This is a genomic window from Marivita cryptomonadis, assembly GCF_002115725.1.
Taxonomy (GTDB): Bacteria; Pseudomonadota; Alphaproteobacteria; order Rhodobacterales; family Rhodobacteraceae; genus Marivita; species Marivita cryptomonadis.
This window is the reverse complement of record NZ_JFKD01000012.1, coordinates 25856-50556: the sequence shown is the minus strand read 5'-3', so window position 1 is coordinate 50556 and position 24701 is coordinate 25856. Positions and strand designations below refer to the sequence as shown.

21 protein-coding genes are annotated in these 24701 nt (G+C 59.0%); 11 read left to right on the top strand and 10 right to left on the bottom strand.

Features of this window, described 5'->3' with window-relative positions:
- Window positions 1-25: 25 nt before the first annotated feature.
- The gene (locus MCRY_RS14110) at window positions 26-649 is read right to left on the bottom strand and encodes an invasion associated locus B family protein (RefSeq protein ID WP_085630981.1); all 624 of its coding nucleotides are present in this window, start codon (window positions 647-649) and stop codon (window positions 26-28) included.
- Window positions 650-1108: 459 nt separating this feature from the next.
- Here MCRY_RS14110 and MCRY_RS14105 point away from each other — a divergent pair, with 459 nt between their 5' ends.
- The 3 genes from MCRY_RS14105 (at window position 1109) to xrtE (ending at window position 6223) form a co-directional block, all read left to right on the top strand.
- Window positions 1109-2668, top strand: coding sequence for a helicase HerA-like domain-containing protein (locus MCRY_RS14105; RefSeq protein ID WP_085630979.1), 1560 nt, complete (start codon window positions 1109-1111; stop codon window positions 2666-2668).
- Window positions 2669-2731: 63 nt separating this feature from the next.
- Window positions 2732-4546: an ABCB family ABC transporter ATP-binding protein/permease gene (locus MCRY_RS14100; protein ID WP_085630977.1), complete on the top strand. Its 1815-nt coding sequence runs from the start codon at window positions 2732-2734 to the stop codon at window positions 4544-4546.
- A gap of 99 nt (window positions 4547-4645) precedes the next feature.
- Entirely contained in the window at window positions 4646-6223 is a 1578-nt protein-coding gene (gene xrtE / locus MCRY_RS14095; RefSeq protein ID WP_138487989.1) for an exosortase E/protease, VPEID-CTERM system, read from the top strand.
- A gap of 72 nt (window positions 6224-6295) precedes the next feature.
- Here xrtE and MCRY_RS14090 read toward each other — a convergent pair whose 3' ends face one another.
- From MCRY_RS14090 to MCRY_RS14080, 3 genes are all read right to left on the bottom strand, one after another.
- Entirely contained in the window at window positions 6296-6460 is a 165-nt protein-coding gene (locus MCRY_RS14090) for a VPEID-CTERM sorting domain-containing protein (RefSeq protein ID WP_085630973.1), read from the bottom strand.
- Between the two features lie 143 nt (window positions 6461-6603).
- Window positions 6604-10371: an efflux RND transporter permease subunit gene (locus MCRY_RS14085; protein WP_085630970.1), complete on the bottom strand. Its 3768-nt coding sequence runs from the start codon at window positions 10369-10371 to the stop codon at window positions 6604-6606.
- The gene (locus MCRY_RS14080) at window positions 10368-11672 is read right to left on the bottom strand and encodes an efflux RND transporter periplasmic adaptor subunit (RefSeq protein WP_085630968.1); all 1305 of its coding nucleotides are present in this window, start codon (window positions 11670-11672) and stop codon (window positions 10368-10370) included. Before MCRY_RS14080 ends, MCRY_RS14085 begins: the two co-directional genes overlap by 4 nt.
- Before the next feature lie 340 nt (window positions 11673-12012).
- Between MCRY_RS14080 and MCRY_RS14075 the strand changes: the two genes are divergently transcribed.
- The 3 genes from MCRY_RS14075 to der all read left to right on the top strand — a co-directional run bounded on the left by MCRY_RS14075 (window position 12013) and on the right by der (window position 15565).
- On the top strand, window positions 12013-12669 hold the full coding sequence (locus tag MCRY_RS14075) for a hypothetical protein (RefSeq protein WP_085630967.1): 657 nt from the start codon (window positions 12013-12015) through the stop codon (window positions 12667-12669).
- 48 nt (window positions 12670-12717) lie between these two features.
- Window positions 12718-14046 carry an outer membrane protein assembly factor BamB family protein gene (locus MCRY_RS14070; protein ID WP_085630965.1) on the top strand — a complete coding sequence of 443 codons (1329 nt, stop codon included), beginning with the start codon at window positions 12718-12720 and terminating at the stop codon, window positions 14044-14046.
- Between the two features lie 67 nt (window positions 14047-14113).
- A complete protein-coding gene (der, locus tag MCRY_RS14065) occupies window positions 14114-15565 on the top strand; it encodes a ribosome biogenesis GTPase Der (protein WP_085630963.1) in 1452 nt (483 codons plus the stop codon).
- Window positions 15566-15778: 213 nt separating this feature from the next.
- On the opposite strand, the gene MCRY_RS14060 is transcribed toward der, so the two are convergent.
- Window positions 15779-16054 carry a DUF4242 domain-containing protein gene (locus MCRY_RS14060; protein WP_085630961.1) on the bottom strand — a complete coding sequence of 92 codons (276 nt, stop codon included), beginning with the start codon at window positions 16052-16054 and terminating at the stop codon, window positions 15779-15781.
- A 150-nt stretch (window positions 16055-16204) separates the two neighbouring features.
- On the opposite strand from MCRY_RS14060, the gene MCRY_RS14055 reads away from it, so the two are divergent.
- A complete protein-coding gene (locus MCRY_RS14055) occupies window positions 16205-17131 on the top strand; it encodes a LysR family transcriptional regulator (RefSeq protein ID WP_085630959.1) in 927 nt (308 codons plus the stop codon).
- Between the two features lie 119 nt (window positions 17132-17250).
- Here MCRY_RS14055 and MCRY_RS14050 read toward each other — a convergent pair whose 3' ends face one another.
- Window positions 17251-19020, bottom strand: coding sequence for a PQQ-dependent methanol/ethanol family dehydrogenase (locus MCRY_RS14050; RefSeq protein ID WP_085630957.1), 1770 nt, complete (start codon window positions 19018-19020; stop codon window positions 17251-17253).
- 190 nt (window positions 19021-19210) lie between these two features.
- Between MCRY_RS14050 and MCRY_RS14045 the strand changes: the two genes are divergently transcribed.
- The gene (locus MCRY_RS14045) at window positions 19211-19756 is read left to right on the top strand and encodes a hypothetical protein (RefSeq protein WP_085630955.1); all 546 of its coding nucleotides are present in this window, start codon (window positions 19211-19213) and stop codon (window positions 19754-19756) included.
- A gap of 165 nt (window positions 19757-19921) precedes the next feature.
- Window positions 19922-20176 carry a hypothetical protein gene (locus tag MCRY_RS14040; RefSeq protein WP_085630953.1) on the top strand — a complete coding sequence of 85 codons (255 nt, stop codon included), beginning with the start codon at window positions 19922-19924 and terminating at the stop codon, window positions 20174-20176.
- A 145-nt stretch (window positions 20177-20321) separates the two neighbouring features.
- Here MCRY_RS14040 and MCRY_RS14035 read toward each other — a convergent pair whose 3' ends face one another.
- Window positions 20322-20732: a c-type cytochrome gene (locus MCRY_RS14035; protein ID WP_085630951.1), complete on the bottom strand. Its 411-nt coding sequence runs from the start codon at window positions 20730-20732 to the stop codon at window positions 20322-20324.
- A gap of 154 nt (window positions 20733-20886) precedes the next feature.
- Between MCRY_RS14035 and MCRY_RS14030 the strand changes: the two genes are divergently transcribed.
- Window positions 20887-21864, top strand: coding sequence for an ABC transporter substrate-binding protein (locus tag MCRY_RS14030; protein ID WP_085631130.1), 978 nt, complete (start codon window positions 20887-20889; stop codon window positions 21862-21864).
- 2 nt (window positions 21865-21866) lie between these two features.
- Window positions 21867-22538, top strand: a complete 672-nt coding sequence (locus tag MCRY_RS14025) for an ABC transporter ATP-binding protein (protein ID WP_238939852.1) — start codon at window positions 21867-21869, stop codon at window positions 22536-22538.
- Here the strand turns inward: MCRY_RS14025 and MCRY_RS14020 are convergent.
- From MCRY_RS14020 to MCRY_RS14010, 3 genes are read right to left on the bottom strand one after another with little or no spacing between them, the layout of a single operon-like run.
- Window positions 22535-23089, bottom strand: coding sequence for a tetratricopeptide repeat protein (locus MCRY_RS14020; RefSeq protein ID WP_085630949.1), 555 nt, complete (start codon window positions 23087-23089; stop codon window positions 22535-22537). The genes MCRY_RS14025 and MCRY_RS14020 overlap by 4 nt on opposite strands.
- Before the next feature lie 53 nt (window positions 23090-23142).
- Window positions 23143-23934, bottom strand: a complete 792-nt coding sequence (locus MCRY_RS14015; protein ID WP_085630947.1) for an ABC transporter permease — start codon at window positions 23932-23934, stop codon at window positions 23143-23145.
- Entirely contained in the window at window positions 23931-24647 is a 717-nt protein-coding gene (locus MCRY_RS14010) for an ABC transporter ATP-binding protein (protein ID WP_085630945.1), read from the bottom strand. The genes MCRY_RS14015 and MCRY_RS14010 overlap by 4 nt, the downstream gene beginning before the upstream one ends.
- Window positions 24648-24701 lie beyond the last annotated feature (54 nt).

Genomic DNA, 24701 nt, shown 5'->3' with positions numbered 1-24701 from the left:
TCGTGATGTTTTCCGGAAAGCTGTGTTACTGGCGCTGCTCTTCCAAAGCCGTGATTTCGTCATAGGCCGCTGTAAAGCCGGACAGCGACATCGTCACGGTCACGCGCTGATCGGGTGCCAGTGCGGGCACGATCATCACGTTCGCGACGTTGCCACGACGGAACGCAGCCACGTCCTCGGCGGTAAAACCGACGCGCGCGTAGCAGCCGACATTTGTGCAGAAGGAAAAGTCATACCGTTTGGCCTGACCGGAATCGACGCGTACATTCAGCTTTTCGGTCAGCAGCGTTTCCAAAGGTACAACGAATGTCCCGCCGGCCGCGACCTGACCGCCATTTGTCAGACGGAAGATGCTGACCTCGGCCACGCTGCCGCCGTTTTGGTCACGCAGCAATTGGTACATCTGGCAAGGCTCGGGACCTTCTTGCACGCGCAGACATTGAACCGCCCAGTCACCGTGGGTGTTTTTGACATAGGTGTTGTCATCGGCGTTTTGATCGACCACCGGCTCGCCTGTATCAAGAACCGACAGGTCTGCATTGGCCGTCGGTGCTTCGGTGCCTTCAGGTGCCGTGGTTTCCTGCGCCAAGGCGGCGCTGGAAAATGCGAGGCCTGCAATCGTGGTCAGAAGCAAAAGGGGTTTGGTCATAAAGTCCTCTCCGAAGCATCGGTCATGTTTGTTCGTGCGTTATCACGGGCGGCGAACAGTGTCAGGCCAAAACACAAACTTGTGCACAGGGAGGCGGCGGATTCTTGCGCCTTCCAAAAGACAGTTTTGGACATCAGTTCGTTCAGACGCCAACTGAAGTTCAATATGCAAGGCGTTGAAATAAAAAGGGAAGATGCAGTGGTGCATCTCCCCTCTCTTGCTCCCTGTCGGACCGGCCGACTATTATTGCCGTGACGCTACGAAATGAAATCCACAGCGTCAACAGGCAAAATTCAATCGTGAATTCACAAAAAAAGGCCACGCTGAGAAGCGTGGCCAGTCCAACAGGGAAGAATGCCCGGATCACAGGGGGAACACCACGCTCCGGGCAAAAACATACTGGCGGCAAAAGGTTAAGTTTGTATGTTCGGGTTCTGAAGCGTGGTTTGGGGAAAGCGTATGGAAAACGGTGTGTTCGTCGGTGGCGGTGGGGAAAGCTACAGCGTCAAGCAATGGCTTCGGTTGGACTATGCGAACCGACATGGGCTTGTGGCCGGGGCGACCGGAACCGGGAAAACCGTCACCCTTCAGATCCTTGCCGAAGGCTTTTCCGCTCAGGGTGTGCCCGTGTTCATGTCCGACGTGAAAGGCGATCTGTCGGGGCTCGCGAAACCTGGAAGCCCAGAGTTCAAGCTGCATCAACCTTTTACTGACCGGGCAAAGACCATCGGTTTTGAGGACTACACCTACCGAGATTTTCCCGTCACGTTCTGGGATCTGTTCGGTGATCAGGGACACCCGATCCGCACAACTGTCGCGGAAATGGGACCGCTTTTGATTTCACGGCTTCTGGAGCTTTCCGAAGCACAGGAGGGTATCCTGAACATCGCCTTCCGCGTGGCGGATGAGGAAGGACTGCCCTTGCTCGACCTTAAGGATTTGCAATCCATGTTGGTCTGGCTGGGCGAAAACCGGGATACGGTGTCACTTCGCTACGGCAACATCGCGGTCCAATCGGTGGGCGCGATCCAGCGCCGTTTGCTGGTTCTCGAGAACCAAGGCGGCGCAGATTTCTTCGGTGAGCCCGCACTGGAATTGCGCGACCTGATGCGCACTGATCCCAACGGTCTGGGGCAAGTTAATATCCTTGCGGCAGACAAGCTTATGGGGTCTCCACGGCTTTACGCGACTTTTCTGCTCTGGTTGCTGTCTGAACTCTTCGAGGAACTGCCCGAGGTGGGCGATCCGGAGAAGCCCAAGCTCGTTTTCTTCTTCGACGAAGCACACCTGCTTTTTGACGATGCCCCCAAAGCCTTGGTCGACAAGGTCGAACAAGTGGCGCGCCTGATCCGGTCCAAAGGCGTTGGTGTGTATTTCATCACCCAGAACCCGGATGACATTCCCGAAGATATCCTTGGACAGCTCGGCAACCGCGTACAGCACGCGCTGCGTGCCTTCACTGCACGCGATCGCAAGGCACTGCGCATGGCAGCAGAAACCTATCGCGAGAACCCGTCTTTCGACACCGAACAGGCAATCCGCGAAGTCGGTGTTGGTGAGGCTGTGACCTCGATGCTGGAGCGCAAAGGCATACCGGGCATCGTCGAACGCACGCTGATCCGCCCGCCCTCGTCACAGCTTGGGCCTATCACCCCGGCAGAGCGGGGCGGGATCATGGGCGCGAGTGATCTTGGTGACAAATACACCCAGCGTCTGGACCGCCAATCCGCCTACGAGATCCTTGCTCAACGGACAGCCGAAGCCGCCGCTGCCGCCGAAGAAGCGGAACAGAAAGAAGCCGAGCTGGACGCGGCAATGCGCGAATACAATGCCGGTCGGCGCTATACCGGCACCCGTGTGGGGCGGTCGACGTCACAGCCCACCCGCACCAGTCGCAGCCGTCGCAAGGACGAAAGCCTTGGCGAGGCCATCGCCAATGTGGTCGTCAAGGAACTCAAGGGCACAACGGGGCGGCGGATCGTCCGAGGCATCCTTGGGGGCCTCTTCAAGGCACGGTGAGCACTGGTCCTTCAGGGCAGGGCGGGCTAAGTCAGGGCGTCGAACAAGACGAAAGACCTGCTCATGCCCGCCGACACGACCACCGACGCCGAACTGGCTGCAAATGAACGCCGCTCCGGCTTGCGCACCATCCGTAAGGTTGGTCCGTATCTCTGGCCGGATGACAAGCCGTGGGTCAAACGTCGCGTCGTAATCGCGCTGGTGAGTCTGGTGCTGGCCAAGCTGGTCAACATGCTCGCACCGCTCCTTTTCGGCAAAGCGGTTGATGCGCTATCGGGGCAGGCCTCTGATCTTGTGCTGGGCGGGGTTGGCCTCACATTAGCGTATGGCTTTTCGCGCCTGATGAACGTGGGCTTCCAGCAATTGCGGGACGGGGTGTTTGCCCGGGTGGGTCAACGTGCGCTGCGGATGCTGGCGCTGGAAACCTTCACCCATATTCACCGCCTGTCGATGCGCTATCACATCACCCGCAAGACCGGCGGGTTAAGCCGGATTATCGAACGTGGGGTCAAAGGCGTCGACTTTCTGCTGCGCTTTATGCTGTTCAGTGTCGGTCCGTTGATCCTCGAACTGTTGCTTGTCTCGTTGGTTCTGCTCTGGCTGCTCGACATCCGGTATATGGCTGTCGTTCTGGTCACTATCGCGATTTACGTCTGGTTCACTTTCAAGGTCACCGAATGGCGCGTTCGCCTGCGGCGCGAAATGAACGAGCAGGACACGGATGCGAACCAAAAGGCCATCGACAGTCTGCTGAACTTTGAGACCGTCAAGTATTTCGGGGCCGAGTCCCGCGAAGCCGCCCGCTACGACAGTTCGATGGAAGCCTATGAGGGGGCTGCGATCAAAACCGCAACCTCGCTTGCCATGCTGAATTTCGGCCAAAGCCTGATCATCACCTCCGGTCTTGTGGCTGTCATGGTGATGGCGGCGTTCGGGGTGCAGGCAGGCACGATCACCGTGGGCGATTTTGTGATGGTCAACGCCTACATGATCCAGATCACCATGCCGCTGAACTTCCTTGGCACGGTCTACCGTGAGATCCGACAGGCGCTTGTCGATATGGGCGAGATGTTCGACCTGCTAGAACAGCCGCAGGAAGTCTCAGACAAGCCCGGCGCGCCTGATCTGAAGGTGTCACACGGCGCGGTGCAGTTTGATACTGTAAAATTCGGCTACGACCCTGCACGCCCGATCCTCAAGGGTGTGTCGCTCAATGTTCGGTCAGGCGAAAACGTGGCACTGGTCGGGCCTTCCGGCTCGGGCAAGTCCACCATCGGGCGGCTGCTGTTCCGCTTCTATGATGTGACCGATGGCGCGGTGCGGATTGATGGGCAGGACGTGCGCGACGTGACGCAGGACAGCCTGCACGACGCCATCGGCGTGGTGCCGCAGGACACGGTGCTATTTAATGATACCATCCGCTACAACATCGCCTATGGCCGGGCCAACGCCACCGAAGACGACATCACCGCTGCCGCTCGGGCCGCACAGATCCACGACTTCATCCTGTCGCTGCCCGAAGGCTATGACACGATGGTAGGGGAACGCGGACTGAAACTCTCGGGTGGCGAAAAGCAGCGCGTCGGCATCGCGCGCACGCTTCTCAAGAACCCGCCGATCCTCATCCTTGATGAAGCGACATCCGCGCTTGATTCCGAAACCGAAGCCTCAATTCAGGGTGCACTCAAGCTTGCAGGTGAAGGGCGCACTGTGATCACCATCGCACACCGACTGTCCACCATTGCCGACGCAGATCGCATCGTCGTGTTGGAAAACGGGCAGGTTGTGGAAGAGGGCACACATGACAGCCTCTTGGCCAGCCACGGGCGGTATGCGACGCTTTGGAACCGGCAAATGCAGGAAGAAGAGGCGGCCTGACCGAAAGAGGACGGCGAATGACCACATCGTGGTCACAAAACCGCCAGTTGAAAAGATCATGGTTTGCACGGTTCCACGGTTGAAGAGCAAACTGTCACGATGTCACGATTGATTTTTTCACAGGTGCTGTTGCTGCTCGAAGCGGTCGCAATCGTTGCACTGTATCAGGTGTTCAGCGATTTCGAATGCCGCCAAACCGATCTCTTCCTTTTGTGTCGGGGCATCCGTCTGGGCATGGTACTTGGCCTGTGTCTCGCGGCTGGGTTTGCGCTTTTGTTGTTCTTCCAGCCGTCCCTGCGTGCCGATCTTGTACAACGCGCGTCTGTTGCCAGCGCTGCGTCGCGCAGGTGGGGGCTGGTGCATATTGCGGGTCTCACTCTGATCGCAGCGCCGACGTTTTTATTGTCTCAGGGGCAGTTTGTCGATTACGCCGAAGCCTTCCTGTCAGCTTTGGCCTTGGGCGGTATCGTGGCACTGGTGGGCGCGGTGCTTTGGCTGATGCCATTCAGAGCATGGCGCGATCTGTGGACAGCTCATGCGCGCATTCTTGCGCCGACCATCGCAATTGCGCTGCTGATCCCGTCGCTGGCATGGGCGATCAGTCTCGCGTGGAACTGGTTTGAGACCCTTCAACTGGTAACATTTTACGGCGTGGCGGTTGTCCTTGCGTTGCTCGGAAACGAGGTCTTCGTCAATCCAGAGGCGGAAACGATCGGCATCCTCGACTTCTTTGTCGAGGTGGCGGAGTCCTGTTCCGGGATCGAAGGTCTGGCGCTCACCACTGCATTCATGGGCATTTATGCCCTGATGATGAAGGACGACCTGCGCATGGGTCGGTTCTGGCTCATCGTTTGGCCCGCTGCGCTTTTGCTGAGCTTCTTGCTCAATATCGTGCGGATCAGCGTGCTGATCTTGATCGGGGCCTATGTGTCGCCCGAATTGGCGGTCAACGGCTTCCATAGCTTTGCCGGATGGCTGTCCTTCACATTGCTTGCGCTTTTGATCCTCACGGTGGTCAACGTGCTGCCGGGCCTTGGCACATCGCAAGCGACCGTGACACGCGTGGATCGTCCTCCTTTAAGGGAAGACACGGCAACAGCGTTCATTGTCCCGTTCCTTGCCTTCATGCTGTCGGCGCTTTTCGTGCACACCTTCTCGCAAACCCCCGAGGTCTGGTACGGCGTTCAGGTTGTGGCCATGAGCCTCGCATTGTGGGTGTTCCGCAAACCCGTTCTCGCACTGACGCGGGACATTGATCTGATCGCGATCGGGGCCGGTGTCGTGATCGCAATAGGCTGGGTCGTTACCGCAGAACCGGCAGAGCCGTACGAGTCGCTTGCTGAATTCTCGACATTGGCGTTGGCGCTTTGGGTTGTGCTTCGGGTGATCGGCACCGCCATTTTGGTGCCAATCGTGGAGGAGCTATTTTTCCGAGGATATCTTTTCAGCCTGATCGACGATGGAACCCGGTGGCGCCGTGGTGCGGCGATCTTGGTGACAACGGCGGGATTTGCAGCGCTGCATTCCCGACCCATAGCGGCGGCTTTGGCCGGTGTCATCTTCGCGCTTGTTCTGCTCAGACGGGGCAGGCTGTTCGATGCTATTGTCGCGCATGCCGTTGCGAACGTTTTGATTGCGGCGGCGGCTGTAGCGACGGGCCAGTGGTCGCTTATCTGACGGGGATCATCTCAGGGCACAAAAAAAGCATCCGACGAGAACGCCGGATGCCTGTGTTCCCAAGAGGATCCGTCAGGCGCGCTTGCGACGACGGACTTCCCAGGCCAACAGCATAGCAGCTGCGACAACGGCCAAGGCCAGTGCACCGCTGCTTGCGTCGATTTCCGGAACAGAGGAAGACGCGCTTGGTGTGCTGCCTCCACCGTAAAAGATGCGGATTCTATCCAACCATGACATTCGAGTACCTCCTAAAGAACAGTGATTCTGGCTAACACAAAAAAGCCATAATCACCAAACGGTCTCCCGTTCAGGTTCACAATCGGGAAACAATGTTCAACTCTTCTAAAGATAGTGTAGCACAGCTCTTCAGTGTTGCCACATTATTCAGCGGCACGCACTGGTGGAGTACCCTCATTCGCATGGGAACGCTGCAAAACGCGCTTCAGATCTTCCAGCGCAGGTGCCCCTGTGGACCCATCTTCATAGTCTGAGTCGCCAAGTGATTCGCCGTCATCCCAAAGAATCGTCGGCGATTTCAGCTTGCGTGCGGCCCGTTGCAGCGCCCAATCACGTCCCGCACGGCTTGCGCTGCCGCCGCCCAGACGCGCCAGAAGACGGAAGAACCACAGCGCATAGGTGCTGAACCAGACGCGCGCCGCCAACATCGACGGGGTGAAGACCAGCGTCAGAACCGTGGCGATGCCCAATCCGAACACAACCGCAGTCGCAAGCTGTTTCCACCACAACGCGGTCGGGCTGTTGATCGAATAGCCCCCCCCAAAGAAATCAAGACTGAGGCCGAACATCATCGGCGCAAGTCCTGCCATCGTGGTGATGGTGGTCAGCAGCACCGGACGGATACGATCCTCGGCGGTGCGCACAATCGCTTCGATCCGTGGCATGTAGCGGGAGTATTCCTGATAGGTGTCGATCAGAACAATGTTGTTGTTCACCACGATCCCGGCCAAGGCGACAATTCCGGTGCCCGTCATGATGATGCTGAAGGTCTGATCCATGACCAGCATCCCGATCAGAACCCCCGTGGTGGACAGCACGACCGCCAGCAGCACCAGAACCGCGTTGTAGAAGCTGTTGAACTGCGCCAGCAGGATGATGAACATCAGCCCAAGTGCCGCGCCAAATGCGCTGCCGAGGAAGGCTTGGCTTTCGGCCTGTTCTTCCTGATCGCCGGTCCATTCCCAATCGATGCCGGGCAGGGGGTTGGCTTCGAGCCACGTGGTCAACTCGGCAATGCGCTCGTTGGCATTGATCGGAACCACCCGCGCGCCGTCTTCGATGGCAGAGGTTGCTTCGGCTATTGTGACAGATGGCGATTCAAACAGTGCGTAGCCTGTGCCGTTCGGCCCGACGATCGCTCCGCCTTCGGTCTCTTGGAGAGTGGCCAAGGTGGTTGCGCCGTCCGGTCCGTCTGTCACCAGCTTGAATAAGCCTGGCAGCACATCGGCTTTGACGTCGAAATAGCGCTTTTGATCAACACGGTTGATCTCGGACAGCTTGGCCACCGGCTGGCGGGTGATGAAATTCGACAGCGGCACAAGCCCGTCTGCGGTGCGCACACGCAACGTGTCCAGTGTGGACAGGAACCGATCTTCTTCGGGCAAACGCACCCTTATCTCGATCTCTTCGTCCGAGCTGTCCACGCGCATTGTATCCAGCAGGATGCCCCGCGTCACCAATTGCACCATTGCGCCGACCACAGCCACGTTGGCACCGTAGCGTCCGGCCTTTTCGACATCGACGTCGATCTGCCAGTCGATGCCGGGCAGGGGCATCGTGTCTTCGATCAGCGTCACGCCCGCAGTTGTATCGAACTTATCGCGCGCCAGTGCGGTCGAGGCCAGCAGCGTGTCCCAGTCATCAGCCTTGAGCCGCAAATGCACGGGTTTGCCACTGGCGGGGCCTCGGTTCTGCGAGAGTATTTCGATCTCGACACCGGGAATGACCTGCAGCTGCTCGGTCAATTCGGCCAGCACGATATCACCGTCCAGATCGGGGCGGTCCGCGCGGTCTTCCCATGGGATGGTCTCAAGCTGTACCTGACCGATGGTGTCCTTGGGCACGGCAGCGCCGCTGGCATCAGTGTTCAACCCGCCTTCACCGGCAAAGGAAAACGCGTTCTTCACGCCGGGATGCGCCAGCACGATGTCCTCGGCCCGCATCACCAAGGCGTCTTTTTCCGCAAGGCTCAGGTTGCCGCGGGCGCGGACATAGACGATGGCCTGTTCGGGTTCGGATTCGACAAAGAACTCCACGCCATTGTTGTTCTCGCCGAAATAAGTGAACACGCTGAACACGAAGGCCAGAACACCGGCACCGGCCACGATGGGCATGATCGGGTTGCCCGCGATGAATTTGATGAAATAGCCAAATACCGTGCGCTGACGTCTTCCCTCGACCCGCTTGCGTTTCCATTTGATCGACGCCGCGTCCAACACGATCGAGGCCAGTACCGACCCCAGAAGAAACAGTATGATCCCCGGAACATGTGCGGCAATGCCATCGGCAATTGGGGGGAACAGGAACGCCGGATCCAGTAGCAACAATGCGCCGATGAACAGCATCCCCAGCACCACAGGCACCATAGCGGCGCGCAGCAGCCACGAGGTATTCGCCCTGAGCCCCTGCGAGGCCCGATCCAGCATCCGCGAGAACCGTCCGGTCACCCCGCCCATCACGGGCAGGTACACCAGCGCCACCACCAATGAGGCGGACAGTACGAAAATCAGAGTGACCGGCAACATGCCCATGAATTCGCCCGGCACCCCCGGCCAGAACAACATCGGCAGGAAGGCACAAAGCGTGGTGGCGGTGGAGCTGACCACCGGCCAGAACATCCGCTTGGCTGCTTCGACATAGGCGTGCATCGGGCCCGAGCCTTCGCTGATGCGCTTGTCGGCATATTCAACGACCACGATGGCCCCGTCGACCAGCATCCCCACCGCAAGGATCAAGCCGAACATCACGATGTTCGAAATACTGACCTCCATGATCGACAGGAATACAAAGCACAAAAGGAACGAGGTCGGGATCGCGAACCCCACCAGCAACGCTGCGCGCAAACCGAGCGCGGCCAGAACCACGATCATCACCAGCGCAATGGCAGTCAGAACCGAGCCTTCAAGCTGTTTGACCATGCTGTCCACAATCCGGGACTGGTCGTTTGATGTTCCGACGGTCACAGCCGCCTGCAATTCAGGCGGCCAGTTCGCCTCGGCGGCGGCCACTTCGGCTTTCACGGCGTCAGCTGTGTCGATCAGGTTGAAGCCCTTGCGCTTGACCACTTGCAGCGCCAGCGTCTTTTCCCCGTTGAACCGCGCCGTGCCCATCCGGTCTTCAAAGGTCAGGTTGATCGTCGCCAGATCCCCCAAGGTGACCACGCGGTCGCCATTTACCTTGACGGGTAGGTCGTAGACATCACGCTGGTCGTCGAAACTCGAAGGAATCTTGACTGCAAAGCTGCCCTGATCGCTGCGCAATTCACCCGCTGCGATCAATTGGTTGTTGTTCTGAACAACATTGATCAATTCGCTTGCGGTGACGTTGTAGCTTTCCAGCTTGAGCGGGTCGATCACCACTTCAAGCATCTCGTCCCGGTTGCCCGCAATCCCGGCCTCAAGCACAGAATCCAGTGACTCAAGCCGATCCTGCAGATCCTTCGCCACGCGCGCCATCGTCCGTTCTGGCACTGGGCCGGTCAGGTTGACGATGACGATGGGGAATTCGGAAAAGTTGATTTCGGTGATCGAATACTGTTCGGCCCCGGCGGGGAACTTGGACTGCGCCTTGTTCATCGCGTCCCGCACATCCGCCATGACCTGCGTCTTGTCCCAACCGAACTCGAATTCCAGCGCGACACCGGCATAACCTTCGGCGGCCGTGCCAGACAAAGACTTCAGCCCGTCAAGATCGGCAAGTTCGGTCTCCATCGGTTTGACAAGCAGCGTTTCGCTGTCCGCCGCCGATATCCCCGGAAACACGGTGGACACGAACAGCGCGGGGATCTCGATATCCGGCTCGCCCTCCTTGGGCAGGCCGACATACGCATATGTGCCAATCGCCAGTGACAGCGCGATGAACGCCAGCACCATGCGGGCGCGTTCGGCAGCCCAGTCGACGATTCCGGTCATTGGATGACCTCTTCAAAGCTGGGGGCGACGGTCACGCCGTCAGTGACGAATTCCTGCCCCACAGTGATCACGTCCACCTGATCGGGGAGACCTGTCACGTAAATACCTTCGGGTGCATCCCGCAGCACCATAACGGGCACGAACTGCGCTGCGCTGTCGGCGTCTATAATTCGAACACCTAGCGTGCCGTCATCGCTCAGCGTCAACGAGGACGAGGCCAACACATGCGCCATCACACCTTGTGATTGGATCAGGATCTCTGCGGTTTGCCCGTCGCGGATCGCCAGATCGGGGTTCGGCACTGTGAGCTCGACCCGAAAGGTGCGGGTGGTCGGATCGGCCGAGCGTGACAGGAACGTCACGCGCGCCTGCAGGTCCGGCCCTTCGTTGAGACGAGCACCGGCCAATGCGCCCACTTCAACGCGGCTGATTTCTGTTTCCGGCACAAAGCCGACGACCTTCATTGGGTCAAGCTGGATCACCGTGGCACACAGCCCGCCGGGTTGCAGAAGGCTGCCCAATTCCGCCGTATCTGTTTCAAGCACTCCGGCAAAAGGTGCTGTGATCTCGAGCCTGTCGATGTCGGTCTGCGCGCGCGTCACCGCGGCTTGTGCCGTTTCGATGCTTGCGCTCAGACCGTCCAAACCGGCCTCGGCGGCCTTGAGGCCAGCTTCTGCCGTGGTGATCGCAGCCTGCGCGCTTTGCACCGAGGCTTCGGTATTTGCGACTCGGGTCTGGCTGGCAAACCCGTCTTGGCTCAACCTTTCGGCAGCGGTGGCGTTGATACGTGCCTCTTCAAGCCGCGCCTTCGCTTCGGCCACCCGAGCTTTTGCCTCGGGGATACGCGCCTCGACTTCGGGCCGGCGTGATTGCGCTTCGGCCAAACGCGCCGTCGCCTCGGCCAATGCAGATTGCCGCGTGCCCGGATCGACCGAGCACAGCAATTGGCCTTCCTCAACAAACGCGCCTTTGCGCAAGGGTTGTGACACGATCTTGCCGCTGACTTCAGAGACGACGGACACCTGACGCGCGGCTTCAGTTTCGCCGCGCAGTCGGACTTGTGTGCCGACTTCCTGTGCCACCGACCGTTTCGCCATCACCCGGATCACTCCGTCTTCAACGGCGTCCGCCTGAGGCGCGACTTCCGGTGCAGGTGCACTGGCCACGGGGGCATCCGGCGCGACTGTCTCAGAGCGTGGGCTGAGGTCGGACACCAAGGCGAAGAAGCGTTCGCGCTCGATCACGAGACCAAACAAAACAAGCGCCACCAGACATGCGGTGATCAGGGGAACTATGCGCATCAGACGAACCTTGTCCTGCCGGCCTATCGTTATACGGGTGCTGACGCCCCGGAAGTCTGAGCCGTATCCGAACTCGTCAGCTGACAAATTTAATACGGTAAACTAATCAGTTTAGATTAATCCTGCCGCCAAGTTTTTTCAAGCTGAACCGATTGGTTTAGTTCCCCTTGGGGCGGCTGGAGCATTTATGCCGCAGAATTGGGCGCGCTGCACGCCGTCCCGACAGATGTTGGGACGAAATGGGGTCAAAACCCCGGCTTGGCACCTGCGTCTCATCACGATAAGAGAGGCGAAATCCACGCGCGTCCGACAAGAGGCGCACGTCAAAGGGGGCTTGCGGGTGAGCGACACAGACAGCTTTATCGAAGAGGTGACCGAAGAGGTCCGTCGCGACCGGCTTTTCGGCTTGATGCGCCGCTACGGCTGGATTGCGGTGCTGACCGTTCTGTTACTGGTCGGCGGAACCGCCTACCGCGAATACACGCGCGCCGCTCAAACCGCAAAAGCACAATCCTTCGGCGATGCCATTTTCGCGGCATTGGAAAACGACGAAGCTGCTGACCGGGTCAACGCACTCGACCAGATTGACGCCCCCACTGCAGAAGGCGCGGCCATGCTCGATATGCTGATCGCCGCCGAAGAAGCACTTGATGGCAATGGCAGCGCTGCGGCTGACCGCCTCAGTGCCGCGGCGACCGACGGCGATCTGCCCGAAATCTACCGCCAGATCGCAAGCTTCAAGGCATTGACCCGCCCCGAAAGCCCGCTTGGAGCCGACGAACGCCGCGTCGCATTCGAAGCTATGGCGGCCCCGGGCGCGCCCCTGCGCCTTCTTGCCGAAGAGCAATTGGCCCTGATCGAGATCGAAGCGGGCGATACCGAGGCCGCTTTGACGCGGCTCAATAGCATTCTGGCGGATTCGGAACTGACAGCAGGCTTGCGCCGACGGGCTTCTCAGTTGATTGTGGCGCTAGGGGGCGAGATCGAGGCGTCCTGATCGGAGGGCCGGAGCGGTCCGACACGACAAAAAGACGAGGGCAGGGCAGTGCAAGTTAAATTCCTTTTGGCCAGCGTGATCGCAACCGGAGTCTTGGCCGGGTGTACGGATCGCGAAATCATCCTGCCGGGTGAACGTTTAGGCGTCCGCGAAGTTCTGCAGGATTCTGCCAACGCCGATGCAGCAGCGCTCGAGAACATCACACTTGCCGCAAATCTGCCCGCTGCCACGAACAACGCGGCCTGGCCCCAAAGCCATGTCAGCCCGTCCGTGCGCACCACGCACGCGGCGTTGTCCGACACTCTGACCCCGATCTGGTCCACCTCAATCGGACAGGGCGACAAACGTCGTGCGCGGATCATCACCGATCCAGTTGTCGCAGATGGCCGTGTGTACACGATTGACAGTGCGGGCCGGGTGTCTGCCACCTCAACCAGTGGTGAAGCGCTCTGGTCCTACAACCTTGCGCCCTTGCGCGACGACGCATCTCAGGCTTTGGCGGGTGGGCTTGCCCACGACAATGGCCGTCTCTACGTCACCTCCGGTTTCGGCACGCTCACTGCGCTTGATGCGGCAAGCGGGCAAGCGATTTGGACTCAGCGCTTGCAAGCCACAGCCACCGGGGCACCGACGGTATTCGGCGGTCTGGTCTACGTGATCGCGGGCGACAGCACCGCATGGGCGATCGAAGTCGAAGACGGTCGCGTGCGTTGGCAATCGGACGGTCTGGGCGATGTCGGCAATGTCGCCGGAGCGGCACCACCCGCCGTGAACAACACCCATGTGGTCTTTGCCTTTGGCAGCGGCGCTGTGCAGGGCGCGTTCCGCCAAGGTGGTCTGCGTCTTTGGAGTGCCGATATCGTTGGCGCACGCAAGGGCTTTGCCATTTCGCTGGTCGACGACATCACCGGCTATCCCGTCATCGAAGGTGCCACCGTTTATGCCGGGAATCATTCCGGCAATGTGGTCGCATTGAACGTGAACTCTGGTGAACGGCTGTGGACAGCGCCACACGGCGCGATGGACCCGGTCTGGCCTGCTGGCAATTCTGTCTACTTCGTGTCGGACCTGAACGAATTGGTCAGGCTCGATGCAACCGATGGTCGGCAGATCTGGGCGGTTGATCTTCCCGGCTACGAACCGGTGCGCCGTCCGCAGCGTCGACGCGATGCCGCATTTGCAAATCACGGCCCCGTCCTCGCAGGTGGTCGTCTGATCGTGGCGTCGTCGGATGGTTTCCTGCGGTCCTTCGATCCTGCCTCGGGTGATCTTGTCAGCCAGACCGAGATTCGCGGCGGTGCCACAACCCGCCCGGTTGTTGCGAATGGCACGCTTTACGTCGTGTCGACGAACGGTGTTCTGCACGCCTATCGCTGACCCCTTCCACAGGCGCGGGAAATAGGCTAGGCGGGCGGCTTGATCTGAACCGGAGTCCTGTGCGCCCATGTCTTTCACCCTCGCCATCGTCGGTCGACCCAATGTCGGCAAATCGACTCTGTTCAACCGGTTGGTCGGCAAGCGACTGGCACTGGTGGACGACCAGCCCGGCGTCACACGCGACCTGCGCGAAGGCGCGGCACGTTTGGGTGATCTCCGCTTTACCGTCATCGACACCGCTGGTCTGGAAGAGGCTACAGACGAAAGTCTGCCGGGCCGGATGCGCAAACTCACCGAACGCGCGGTGGACATGGCCGACATCTGCCTGTTCCTGATTGACGCCCGTGTCGGCGTGACCCCCGCCGACGAAGTGCTCGCAGAAATCCTGCGCAAACGCGCGGCGCACGTGATCCTTGGAGCCAACAAGGCCGAAGGCAATGCCGCAGAAGCCGGCGTTCTTGAAGCATACGCGCTGGGTCTGGGTGAACCGCTCCGCATCTCTGCCGAACACGGCGAAGGCATGCCGGATCTCTATACGATGTTGCAACCTCTGGCCGATGAATTCGACAAACGCGCCGAGGCGGATGCGCCCGAAACCGAAGTAGATGTCGATGATGAAGACCCGGATGCGCCCCGCGCCATCACCAAGGCCAAGCCGCTTCAGATCGCCGTCGTTGGTCGCCCCAATGCAGGCAAATCCACGCTGATCAACAAGATCCTTGGTGAAGACCGCCTGCTCACCGGCCCCGAGGCGGGAATCACCCGCGATGCCATTTCCGTGCAAACGGAATGGGACGGCACGCATATGCGGATCTTCGACACGGCGGGCATGCGCAAAAAGGCCAAGGTGCAGGAAAAGCTGGAAAAGCTGTCCGTGTCTGATGGGCTGCGCGCGGTCAAATTCGCCGAAGTCGTGGTTGTCCTACTGGATGCCGCCATCCCGTTTGAATCGCAGGATCTGCGCATCGCGGATCTGGCCGAACGCGAAGGCCGCGCCGTCGTCATTGCCGTGAACAAATGGGACACGGAAGACGACAAGCAAGACAAGCTCAAGATGCTGAAAGAGGAGTTCGAACGCCTCCTCCCGCAGCTGCGCGGCGCGCCGTTGGTCACCGTCTCTGCCAAAACCGGACGCGGCCTCGACCGCTTACAAGCCGCCATCGTCAAAGCCCACACCGTCTGGAACCGCCGCGTGACAACCGCCCAGCTCAACCGCTGGCTGGCCGTGATGCTGGAACAGCACCCGCCGCCCGCACCGCAGGGCAAGCGGATCAAGCTGCGCTACATGACACAGGCGAAAACCCGTCCGCCGGGGTTCATCGTGATGTGCTCGCACCCCGACAAGATGCCCGAAAGCTACAAGCGCTATCTGGTGAACGGCCTGCGCGAAGACTTCGACATGCCGGGAACGCCGATCCGCCTGACACTGCGCGGGCAGGGCGACAAGAACCCCTATAAAGGCCGCCGCGAAAAGAACGCAGGCGCGTTGAAGAAGCACTTGGGCAAGGGGCGCGGGTAGGGTCGCAAGCGTCGGCGATGCGGACAAAGTGAAACGTTCACTGTGGTCGCACGAAAGACCGCTCTTTTGCGTGTGCCTTAAACATACGCTTTCGTCTGTTGCCAAAACTTATAAGTTTTGACCCTTCAGGCATCACGAGAGGGTCGGAGCAAATCCAAACAGACCGACAACCATTCGCCAATCGTTGTCGGTCTGTTTAAAGTCACAAGAGACTTAGTTGTTGGCCGTCAATGGATCGATGATCTGGGAAATTTTCGTGATGTTTGACACTGGAATGCCGCTCAACTCTGCATGCTTGTGAATTTCTTCCTCGCTCTCGGCGAGATAGACACAGAATGTTTTCTCACCGGCCACATATGAGTGCTGCCACTGAATGCTGGGGCCAAGTGTGGCCAGTGCCTTGTTCGAGGCCCGTGCTGCTCCGCAAAGCTCGGTCAGGGAAAACTCACCGATGCCAGGAATGTCGCGTTCGATAATGAAGCGGTCCATTTTTTGAGCTCCTTTGGTGTTTCAAATGATGCTGTTTCATGACCGTGCATGACCTCAAGACAAATTCAAAACTCAAACTTCTTTAGCTCACTAAAGGTTTTCTAAGGCAATCAGCATTGACACGATGCGTACTAAAGTTCTTCTTTAGTTATGGTTACCTTAACTCACCTCAAATCGTTGCAGGCTGTCGAGCTTTCGTTAAGGAAGGGCTCTCTGAAAGCTGCGGCCGACACGCTGGGCATCACACCTGCCGCAGTCGGACAGCGTGTTCGAACTTTGGAAGATTACCTTGGGTCCGATCTTTTGATGAGGGGCCGTTCGGGTTTGCAACCAACGGCGCAGCTTGAAGCCGCCCTTCCAGATTTGCAGTTGGCTTTTGCTGCGCTCGAACGTGTGACGGATGCTCTAGACTTCCAACGCGTCAGCGAGATTCAGATAGTTGCAGACCCGGATTGGGCTGACCTATGGCTTGCACCGCGTCTCAACACGTTTCGTGAAGCACATCCCAACATCTTGTTTTGCATAAATGGATCGGGTGACGTGCCTCTGAGATTGGGCGCACCTGATATCCGTATCGACTACGGAGAGGGCGCGGGCGAAGTTTTGTTTACCGATGTCGTTCTGCCCGTGACCGGTCCGGACAACCCGCGCCGTATTGCAGACTGGAACCCGGTGCTTCAGATGGAAGGAATGCCGCTCCTGCATCTCAAGAGACAGCGCGACGACGCAAATCATCCCGGATGGGTCGAGTGGTTTCAGAAATTTGGCCATCGTGAAAGCGGCCCGGATCGTGGTGTTCATTATCCGAATGCCCGGCTTGCATTGGATGCGGTACGCCAGAACGTTGGATTTTTGGTATGTGGCTTGTCTCTGGTCCTGAGTGATTTGGAAGACGGTTCAATCGTCAACCCTTTTCCAGTGTCTCAACACCTCATAGCGCCGCATCCCTATAGGCTAAAGCTTCGGGAAGATGCTGCAAAGCGACCACAGGTACAAAGGTTTGCCGCATGGCTTCGAGCCAAGGCAGGCGAAACATGCAGTGAAGTCCATAAGTTCCAAGATTGTAATTCTGACTAAGTATTTCGACAGCTTTCGCTTTGCCCATACCGTTTGGATAGTAACCCTCTGGCTGAACCCCCCAACAAAAAACGGCGCACCCTAAGGCGCGCCGCTTGATCTCATACGATCCGATTAGATCAGTTCGCCGCTGCCAGCTCTTTCGGCAGGCGGAAGGTCCAGAGCGTGCCGCCTTGGTTCAGGTAGTTGACCTTCTTGGCCACCTCACCACCCCAGAGCGGAACCGCACCACCCCAACCCGAGATGATCGAGACATACTGCTCGCCATTTTGGTCCCAGGTGATCGGTTGACCCACGATGCCCGAGCCGGTCTGGAAGGACCACAGCTCTTCACCGGTTTCGTCATCCAGTGCCATGAACTTGCCTTCGGGCGTTCCAAAGAACACAAGACCGCCTGCGGTGGTCATCACGCCGGACCAAAGCGGTGCGTCGTTCTTGTATTCCCACTTCCATTCGCCGGTGTCCGGATCAATGGCTTTCAAAGAACCGATATGGTCTTCGTAGTTCGGCTTGATGGTAAAGCCGGATCCCAGATAGGCAGCACCCTTCTTGTAGGTGATCGGCTCGTTCCAGATGTCCATGCCCCACTCGTTGGACGGCACATAGAAGTTGCCGGTACGCTGCGAAAACGCCATCGGCATCCAGTTCTTGCCACCAAGGAAGCCGGGGGACGAGAACACTACGTCGCCTTTCTTGCCATCGGCCGAGGCTGAAGGATCGCCGGGGCGGTTGTCCTCGATGAACACAGGGCGTCCATCATCACCGATGTCGCTGGCCCACGAGATGTCCTTGACGAACGGGTAGGCATCGACAAACGCACCGTCTTCGCGGTTCAGAACATAGAAGAACCCGTTCCGGTCAGCGGTCGCATAGCGCATGTTGCCGTCGCGGTCGGTATAGGCGACCACTTCGTTCACACCGTCATAGTCCCAGCCTTCGCGCGGCGTGGTCTGGTAATGCCACTTGATCTCGCCTGTTGCCGGGTCGATGCCCAGACGGCTGGCGGCATAAAGGTTGTCACCAGTGTTGCCATCGGTCGGCTGACCGGCATTGCGCAGATGGCTGTTCCACGGTGCCGGGTTGCCGGTTCCGAACACCAGCGTGTCAGTGTCGGCATCATAGGAACCGCCCAGCCAAGTGGCGCCGCCACCAGTCTGCCACATATCGCCCGGCCATGTCGCGTTGAGCGTGCCGGTCATGGTGCTTTCTTCGCCATTGAGCATGCCCATATGGCCTTCGATCACCGGGCGCTCCCACACGAGATCACCGTTCTCGATGTTGCGCGCCTGCACCGTGCCGACGATGCCGAATTCACCGCCCGAATTGCCGGTGATCACCAGATCACCCACCACAAGCGGCGCCGCCGTGTAGGAATAACCCGCCTTGTAATCATTGATCTGGTCGCGCCAGACCACGTCACCGGTCTTGGCGTCGAGCGCCACAATCCGTGCATCGAGCGTGCCGAAAATCACCTTGTCGCCCGCCAAAGCGGCACCGCGGTTGATCACGTCACAGCAGGGCAGGATGCCTTCGGGCAAACGCGCGTCGTACTGCCAAAGTTCTTCGCCAGTGTTCACGTCCACCGCATACAGCCGCGAATAGGAGCCGGTGATGTACATGACGCCATCATAAACCAGCGGCTGCGTCTCCTGACCGCGCTGCTTTTCGCCACCAAGGCTGAACGCCCAAGCGGGAACAAGGTTTTTCACGTTGTCCTTGTTCAGCGTCTCCAGCGGCGAGTAGCGCTGCAAATGCCGCCCCATCCCGTTGGTGACGACCTGATTGGTCATCGTCTGGTCATTGGCCAGCATGTCTTCTGTCACACCCTGTGCCATAGCGCCTGACGCGGCGAATATGCTGGCTGTAACGGCGGCAACAAATCTGTTCATTCGTATTCCTCCCATGAACTTCAGTTGCGGATATCCAGATGCACACCGGCGCAAATGGATGGCTGACCGGCAGTATAGGGATAACGGAAAGGTGTTGTACGCGACTTGGGTCGTAAGACCTTTGGGAGGTTGACAGACCCTCTTGGCATAACGCCACGCTGGGGGAATCAAGAAGTGAAAGGGTCTGGACATGTATATTTCGCGCCTGGCAGCGTTGCTTGCCTTCGCCTCAGTTCCGGCCGTTTGTGGTGCTGGCGACCTGACCGATGGCAGGCATGCAATCTACCTTGAGGCACCCGGCGCAAACCGGATTCTTATTGCCGAGATCGACATCAAGAATGGCCAGTACTCAATTGAAATGGATACGGAAAACTTCTCCGATCACTTTCTTTCGATGCGTCCGTTCAAATGTCTGGATGGCCCGGAAAAGACATGGTGCCATGTGCCTTATCCATATCCGATCGCCCGCGACCTGTCGCAGGATCTGACCGATCTGGAATACGATCTGCTGTTTCTCTGGAAAGACAGCTCGGAATACGGCATCGACCTTTGGAACGGCGTCTACTACCAGTTAGAGGCATCCGACGATGGTCGTATACGCGGTCATCTGCATGAAATGGACATGAACCTTCTGTCCGCGCCACCAGATGCAGGAAACATGCGCCCGGTTGTAGACAGCGATCTTGAACCCGGCGACATGGACAGCCACTGGTTGCCGGTCCTGATCATCGAATAAGGCCGCTTGATTGTCCTTTGTCGCAATGTCGACTACCCCATTCAGGCGGCGATACGCGGTTGCCCCGCGTGTCACACCGATCTCATCAACCGATGGACCTCAAAGGGCTGTCCACGCGTTGAACTTAAAAGTCTGGCTCTGACCAGTCTTGAAAGGAGGACACCAATGACCGCTCAAGTGGTCGCAGCCTTGATCCTGCTGCCTTTCACATTCGCCTTTATATACGCGGGCATTCACGAATACCTGCGATACAAGAATGAAGGGCGTGCGAATTACGGGCTGGTTTACGACGAAGAAACCGGAACAACACATGTCACCGGTATTGCCGAGGGGACAGAAGCTTATGACCCCGACGATTTTGACCCGCGTGACGCAAACGAGTCCGAGACCTCAAATGAAAACGACGACGACAAAGCCTGATGCTCAGCATGGGTAGGGTGCGTGATGTCAGGTGCCGCCAACGCGAACCCGCCGCGGGCAATCGCGCACACATCTAGGATCATCGCTCACGTCACCTAGCCAATCCGAAAGCGGCACCAAACGGTGCCGCCCTCAAACCTTGACCTCACTTTGATATCGCCGAATTGTCCTGCGTGGTGATCGACACGAGGTAGGACAAGATGAAATCCTGCACCGTCCGGTCCTCGATGCCGACATGCCGCATTTTGGTGCCGGGCATGAAGCCATCATTGTCTTCCATCCACGCCCGCAACGCTGCCGGGGTCCAGACGATACCCGATGCCTCTAACGCAATTGAATAATCGTAATTCTCATACGTCCCGGCACCACGCCCGACAATGTTCTCCAAAGGCGGGCCGTAAGAGGCGTCCGTCGGCTCGACCGCGTGGCACCGACGACACTCTGCTTCGAACAACGTCTTGCCAGCGTCGATCTTGACCTGCTCGAACGTGATCTCGCTGGCAGTGACGGGCAGGGCGCAGAGACAGGCTGCGGCGGCAAGGGCAAAACGTGTCATGGGTGGTCTCCTTCAAATTGATGCCCCAACGTAAGAACGCCTGAAATCCGCCAATATGATCCACATCAAGAGATACGACCTTGGCCCACATCCTTTGGTCGTATTTCCGCAGGAAAAGCGGCTGTTACTGTGTCCGCAATCATTCTGGGAGGACATGATGAGCTTTTTCTCCACCATCCGCGCGACCTCAGCCGCGCTGCTTCTGTGCGCTGGCGCAGCCTTTGCCGAAACCCCCGTTTTGCGCGCTGCCGTTCTTGAATTCGGCACCGTGAACTGGGAATTGGACAGCATCAAACACAACGGCTTTGACACGGCCAACGGGTTCGACCTTCAGGTTCAGGGCGTCGCGGGCGGCTCTGCTGCGCAGGTCGCGTTTCAGGGGGGCGAGGCGGATGTGATCGTGTCCGACTGGCTTTGGGTCGCGCGTCAGCGGGCCGAGGGTAAGGATTACATCTTTGTTCCCTATTCCAAAGCCGTAGGCGCTTTGCTGATCCCCGAAGGCAGCACCGCAACATCGCTGGCTGACCTCAAGGGTGGTAAAATCGGCATCGCCGGTGGACCGCTCGACAAAAGCTGGCTGATCCTACGTGCCTATGCCGAAAAGATGCACGGCATGGATCTCGTGACCGAGACCGAACAGGTCTTTGGCGCACCGCCGCTGATCTTCAAGACGGGCTTGCAGGGCGAACTCGATGGCGCAATCAACTTCTGGCACTTCCTCGCCAAGATGGAAGCAGGCGGCATGACACCGTTGATCACCGTCGATGACGCTGCGCGCGAACTGGGCCTTGATCCCGAAACCCCGCTGTTGGGCTATGTGATGCGCGGAGAAATGCTGCGCGACCATCCCGAACTGGTCGAAGGTCTGGCCGCCGCCAGCCGCGCCACCAAGGACCTGCTCGTCAGCTCTGACGCTGAATGGGACCGCCTGCGCCCGCGCATGAACGCGAAGTCCGATGCAGAGTTCGCGGCGCTCAAGGCCGGGTTCATCGCGGGCATCCCCGCCAATCAGCCTGTCGATGAAGATGCTGCTGCACGGATGCTGGCCCTCATGGCCGAACTCGGTGGTGAAAAGCTGGTTGGCGCTGTCACGACATTGCCCGAAGGCGTTTTTGTCCAGCCCGGAAGCTGACCTTGGTTGCGACATCGTCCCTCAAACTCGTGAGCAATCGCGACACCCTCAAACCGGCGGACGCGTCTTCGCCGGTCTTGACCGTCACTCTCGACGGGATGCGCTTTGGTGACAAACAGGTGCTCGGGTCGCTTGACCTGAGGCTGGCTCCCCGCGAGACCATCGCCATCACCGGACCCTCGGGCGTCGGCAAGACCACCTTCATGCGCATCATTGCCGGGTTGGAACATCGCTACGACGGCCATGTCCGTCGCCCCGATAAGCTGGCGATGGTGTTTCAGGAACCCACTTTGATGCGCTGGCGCACCGTGGCCGACAACCTTGCCATCACGCTGGGCCTGACGCCCGCGGAGATCGACATCGCACTGGAAGAGGTCGGCCTCGCCGGTCGCGGCACTGCCTTTCCCGATCAACTCTCCCTCGGCCAGCAACGCCGTCTGTCACTTGCGCGCGCCTTTGCGGGAAAACCCGATGTATTGCTGATGGATGAACCCTTTGTCAGCCTCGACGCTGATCTCTCGGACGAGATGATGTCGCTCTTCGAACGCCTGCGTGACAATCACCCGGTTGCCACTCTTCTCGTCACTCATGCGATCCCCGAGGCCGAACGCCTCGCCACGCGCATCCTTGAACTCTCAGGCCAACCGGCCCAACTCAAACCACGCCAAGCTTAAAACAACGGCGCGTATTTCCAGTTGTCCGCATCCGGTGTGACCTCATCAAGGTCGTAGCCTGCGCCCTGCAACCGCTTGGCGATCTCCAGCCCCTCCGACGCGGCCTCATCGACATAGCGCCGCCCCAGAACCTCGTCCTTGGCAATCCCATGCCCGCGCATCAAGTTGATCCCGTGGTTGAACTTGCCTACCCGATCCCCAAGTTCCGCCGCCTGCTGATCCCATGCCGCACTGGCGTCCGGATCGTAGTCACCGCCAAGCCCGTTGTTATCCAGCTGGCTCATCCAGGTCATCGCCCCGGTATAGCCCGCATTGGCGCAGTTTTCGAACAAGGCCCGCGCCGTAGCATGATCGCCCGACTTGGTCATCATGTACCCGGTTGAGCACAGCACCATGCCGGTCTCGCCCTTTTCGGCGCGGTCCAGCATGGATTGCCATGTCATTTCGTCCGGGTTCAGAACGCCACCGGGATCATCATCCTCGGGTTCCGCAGATAGGGCGGTGGCACTCAGCGCAACAGCGCAGCTCAGCGGGATCAAAAACTGTTTCATATCCCAAACCTAGCGCAAGATGCACCGGAATTCACCCTTGCTATGGTCGTAGATCACCCCTTTCGGGTCATCATCCCGCGCGCCGGGTCATAGCCCCAGACCGCAAGCGCCATGAACACAGCCGTCGCCAACGTCGTCCAGACAAGCGCCATGCCGTTCACCTCGACATACAGCGCAAAGCGGATCAATTCGACCGCATGGGTAAACGGGTTGGCCGCGCAGATGTCGTGCAACAGCTCTGAACTTTCTGCCATTTTCCACAGCGGGTAGAGCGCCGAGGACAAAAAGAACATCGGGAAGATCACGAAGTTCATCACCCCGGCGAAATTCTCCAACTGCTTGATGAAACTCGACAGCGCCAACCCCAACGCCCCCAGCATCAGACCCGCCAGCAAAAGCGCGGGCAGGGCGGCGAGATACCCCCAGCCGGGCAAGGTGATATCGAACAGCCACGCCACCAACAGAAACGCATAAACCTGCAGGATCGATATGATCGTACTGCCCAACAGCTTGCTGAACAAAAGCCACGCCCGCGACAGCGGTGCCGTCAGCAAAAGGCGCATGGACCCCATCTCGCGATCATAGACAAGGCTCAGACTGGACTGCATCCCGTTGAACAGCAGGATCATTCCGCACAGACCCGGCACGATATAGGTCTCATAGGTGATGTAGGTCTGGTAAGGCGGCGTGATCGACAGGCCCAATGCGGCCCGAAAGCCCGCCGCAAATACAAGAAGCCACACCAGCGGCCTCACCAAAGCCGCCACAAATCGCTCGCGTTGATGGACAAAGCGCAAGGCCTCGCGCAGCACGATTGCCCGCATCGCGATGAGCGCGTGTTTCATGCCGGCGCCCCGGTCATCTGCGCAAAGTAATCGGGCAAGGGGCGCTTATTGCGCAGGTTGCCGCATTGCCCATCCGCCAGCACCTTCCCGCGATGCAGCAGGATCACCTGATCTGTATCCAGAACCTCATCGGTCAGATGGGTCGCCCACAGCACCGTTACGCCGGTCTCGGTGCACAGGTCGTGAATATGGCGCGTCAGGCCCGCCCGCGTGGGCGCATCCAGGCCCACTGTCGGCTCATCCAGCAACAGCACCTTGGGATCGTGCAACAGCGCCCGCGCAATCTCGGTCCGCCGTCGGTGCCCGCCATTCAACCCGCGTGCCTTTTCGCCGGCGCGCTCTGCCATACCCAGTCGGTCCAGCGCCGTGTCGATCCGATTGTCGGCGTCCCGCCCCGAGATCCCGTGCAACGCCGCGAAATAGCGCAGGTTCTGTCGCACCGTCAGGTCAAGATCCAAGGTGGTCTGCTGAAACACGACACCCAGATCCGCCATCGCTGCCAAAGGTGCAGCCTTCAGATCATGTCCGGCGATGGAAATCGCTCCGCCCTGTGTCACGAAAAGCCGCGTCAGAAGCGAAAACAGCGTCGATTTTCCAGCGCCGTTCGGCCCCAACAGGGCAGCAAACTGGCCGCGTCCAACCGAAAAAGACACGCCGTCCAACGCGGTCTTGGACCCATAGGAAAAGGACAGGTCGGAAACCAACAAACTCATCCGCGCGATAGGTCCTTGCTTCTTTGTTTCACAAATGCCTCGGCGAGCGCCGAG